The organism is Candidatus Culexarchaeum yellowstonense (assembly GCF_024707025.1).
Classification (GTDB): Archaea; Thermoproteota; Methanomethylicia; order Culexarchaeales; family Culexarchaeaceae; genus Culexarchaeum.
Map to the genome: position 1 here is coordinate 1 of NZ_JANGFQ010000145.1, position 3,280 is coordinate 3,280.

The following is a 3,280-nucleotide window of genomic DNA, read 5'->3' on the forward strand; positions in this document are numbered from 1 at the left end:
GGAAGGTGTTTTTTGGGAGAGAGGAAAAGCTTAGTGTTAAGGTTACACAGGTTGAAGCTGCTTATGATTCTTATATTGATAAGTTGAAACTGCTAAATGCTGTGAGGGTTTTAGCTGGTAGAACTAAGACCTTGAAATACGATCTCCCAATAATGCAAGATGGTTTTACTTGGAGTGATGACGTGGGTGTTAAGTATTATGTAACATTGAGAAAGGGGTTGCAGGTTAAGGTTTACTCTAAAGCCGTGAATAAGCGGGATAAGGGGGTTTTGAATAGGTTGGAGATAACCCTTAGAGTGAATAAGGAAGCCCGTGAATTCTCGATAAGTGATATCTTTAATGAGGAAGTAGTGAATGCTGTAAGTGATGTAAATATGGCAATTGGTGATGATTCTGTTCTAGATGATGTTAGGAAATTGCTGCAGCCTTTTATTCCTAGTGGTGTTGAGAATCGGGATTTGCACGAGATTTTCCTATTAGATCTCTTTTTACATGGGCAAATACGTGGAAGCTCTACTTATCGAGATGTTGCAAGGGTGTATAAGAAACGTGGATTGATTGAGGTAAAAGCCCGTGGAAGGTATTCTGTTTACAGGTTGAAGCCTGAATACGTTTTTATTCATGAAAAGATCCGTGAATTATTGAGTGGAATACCAACCAACATGATCAATCTATCCCAACCCACCCAACCAGAGAAACCATAACCATAAAGTCCTTGCTCTCTTGCTCCATTAAGAGGCATATGTATAAGCTTATGGTTATGGTTTCTCTATTAGGTGTTGGTTATTGGAGAGGTTTCTGTTTTAAGTGGATCGGGGGTTCGGGTGGGATTTTTGATATCTTGCAAGTAATGTTTTCGAGTTGCTGTATATCCACTGGAGACTCGAGGAAGCAAGAAGTGTTTTTTCCCACCTTGTTTTTTCAAATCCTGATTCTAATTAAATAATAGTTGGTGGGGGTTAATAAATGTTGTTGCTGGTGTTTACAATTAATGTTTATAAGGGATTAATAGAAACTTAAAAATGTGGTGGTTGGTGTGGTAAAGAGAATTGAAAAGTATATTGAGAAAGTTAAGCCACTTAGGATTAAGGGAAGGGAGAGATATGGACTTGTCCAAGTAGTGGTTCCAAGGGAGTATGTTGGTAAACCTGCTTATGTAGTTGTTTACGTTTTAGAGGAAGAAATCACGAGTAAGGATGTTGCTAGAATGTTGTTAGAGGGTGTTGAAATTGTTAGGAAGTGAAAATATAAGTGTTGAAAAGACTGAGGAAAAACAAGTTGTTGAGGAAGAGAAAATAGAGGTTAAGATTGAGGAAAAAGCTGAGGAAAAGCTTGTTGTTGTTGAAGAGCCGAAAAGAAATGTTTATGTTTTTGCTGTAACTATTGCTGATAAGGAGTGGATGAATAAACCAGACATTGTTTATCATGCAAGGCGTCATGTGGATCTTCCTTATTATAAGGAAGATTATGATGTGTGGATGTATTACCGTTATGATAAAATGAGAGATTTGCATTGCATATATTACATGTGTGATAGGGTTTATTATGGAAGTTCTGGAGCAGAATTCAGGGGATTTGTTGTTGGTTTAGCGATTAAAGTAGTAGAGGGGGAGTTTGATCCTGATTTGGTTGCGATAAAGTTAGCTGATTGGTATAATGCATTTAGAATAGCTACTTATGTTGAGAGTGAGAGGCAGGAATTTACTCCAATGAGTAAGGAACAAAAAGAACACTATTTTAAGTTATACAATATTGAAAAACGAGTTTCCCAGACTGTTACATAGTGAAGGAAGGCTTTGATGTGTGTAATGCTGTAAATTATGGGTGGCGTTGATTTAATGACAATTGTTGTTTTTGCGTGGCTGGTTTTTTGGTTGCTTTGGAGTTTTGGCTGGGTTGAGGTATGGGGACGCATATAAAGTTAGGCAGGGGGGCTCGCGGGCGAGAGGGCTCTTGTAAATTTATTGGTGTGGAGTATGGAGGAGAGGACCATAAGGTATAGCGGGAATAAACCCTTTAAGCACGTGAATATAGACTTGGATGCTTTTGAGATACTTGTTAAATGGAAGTATGGGTTTAGGGTTAAAAGTTATAGTGATGCAATACGGCTTGTGGATCGGTTGTTGAGGGAATATTGTAAAGCTCATAGTTAGTAAATATATAAGGGAGTTTACTAATATACAGGTATTGAGGTGAATTGTGTGAGCGAAAAAGAAAAGCCCGAAAAGGAAAAGCCCATTACAATAAAGGGAGAGAATAAAACAATACTCTCAATATTCATAGGGGAGGGAAAAATAACATTAACTGTTTCGAGGAAGGGCGAGAGTGGATTTGATAGAATAGACCGATATGTAATTCCCACGGATTATTTGCTATTCAAGTTATTCGAGAAAAACAGAGGATCGTTTAGTGGTATATGTGAAATAATTGAGAAAATCGAGGAATAGCTAAATAGCTTGGAAGGGGAGATGGGGGGATGACGTATTCAAAAACATAATTCTTTTTTCTCCCTTAAATCCTTTTACCTAGATCGGATTTGGGTTAAGGCTTATCCTTACTTTTTTGCTTATTTGAAGATCGGGGAGTATAGGGATATCTATCGAGAATATCGATCGAGTAGAGTATTCGAGGAAATGACTAAGAATTTCTTTAGGCTTTACAGGACAATACGGTGTTTACAGGTTGCGTTTAGGAAGAATATAGAGATTAATGATGTAAGTGAATGTGTGGATTTGCTGCGTTATGGTGAAAAGGATTTTTATGAGTTTACTAGATTTGGAGATGTCGTAGTTGTAAACAGTTTACAGTTGAGTAAAGAGCAAGTGTTAAATTCGAGGCTTTTAACATATACTAGGGTTGTAGGGGATAAGCTTCTATATGAAAAGGTTTTCTATTTACCGATTAATTCATGGTTTCGGGTGATGGTAAAGCCTTACTTGGAGAGGTTTACTCCCCCAATGATAAGGGTGTTTCTAAATGGGATTGAATACGCTAAAACGAAAATTGGTTTTGATTATTCGGGTTATGAATACAATAACACTAATTGGATAGATCCATATGCTGATAATTTCGATTTTGAGGGGTTTCTCAAGGCGAATAGATCCATTGTTGAATATGTGAATGGGGAATTAGTGGATAAGTTAAATGAGATGTGGAAGGTGTTTTTTGGGAGAGAGGAAAAGCTTAGTGTTAAGGTTACACAGGTTGAAGCTGCTTATGATTCTTATATTGATAAGTTGAAACTGCTAAATGCTGTGAGGGTTTTAGCTGGTAGAACTAA

General features: G+C 37.3%; 6 protein-coding genes. All 6 read left to right on the forward strand.

Annotated features, from left to right (window positions below; all coding sequences use genetic code 11):
* On the forward strand, positions 1-704 hold a 704-nt coding region (locus MRT15_RS09785), incomplete at its 5' end, for a hypothetical protein (RefSeq protein ID WP_304329909.1).
* Between the two features lie 332 nt (positions 705-1,036).
* Positions 1,037-1,243, forward strand: coding sequence for a hypothetical protein (locus MRT15_RS09790; RefSeq protein WP_304329910.1), 207 nt, complete (start codon positions 1,037-1,039; stop codon positions 1,241-1,243).
* Entirely contained in the window at positions 1,230-1,784 is a 555-nt protein-coding gene (locus MRT15_RS09795) for a hypothetical protein (protein WP_304329911.1), read from the forward strand. Before MRT15_RS09790 ends, MRT15_RS09795 begins: the two co-directional genes overlap by 14 nt.
* A 192-nt stretch (positions 1,785-1,976) precedes the next feature.
* Positions 1,977-2,153, forward strand: a complete 177-nt coding sequence (locus MRT15_RS09800; protein ID WP_304329912.1) for a hypothetical protein — start codon at positions 1,977-1,979, stop codon at positions 2,151-2,153.
* Positions 2,154-2,201: 48 nt separating this feature from the next.
* Positions 2,202-2,447 carry a hypothetical protein gene (locus tag MRT15_RS09805; protein ID WP_304329913.1) on the forward strand — a complete coding sequence of 82 codons (246 nt, stop codon included), beginning with the start codon at positions 2,202-2,204 and terminating at the stop codon, positions 2,445-2,447.
* A gap of 279 nt (positions 2,448-2,726) precedes the next feature.
* A partial coding sequence (locus tag MRT15_RS09810) for a hypothetical protein (protein WP_304329914.1) occupies positions 2,727-3,280 on the forward strand: 554 nt, incomplete at its 3' end.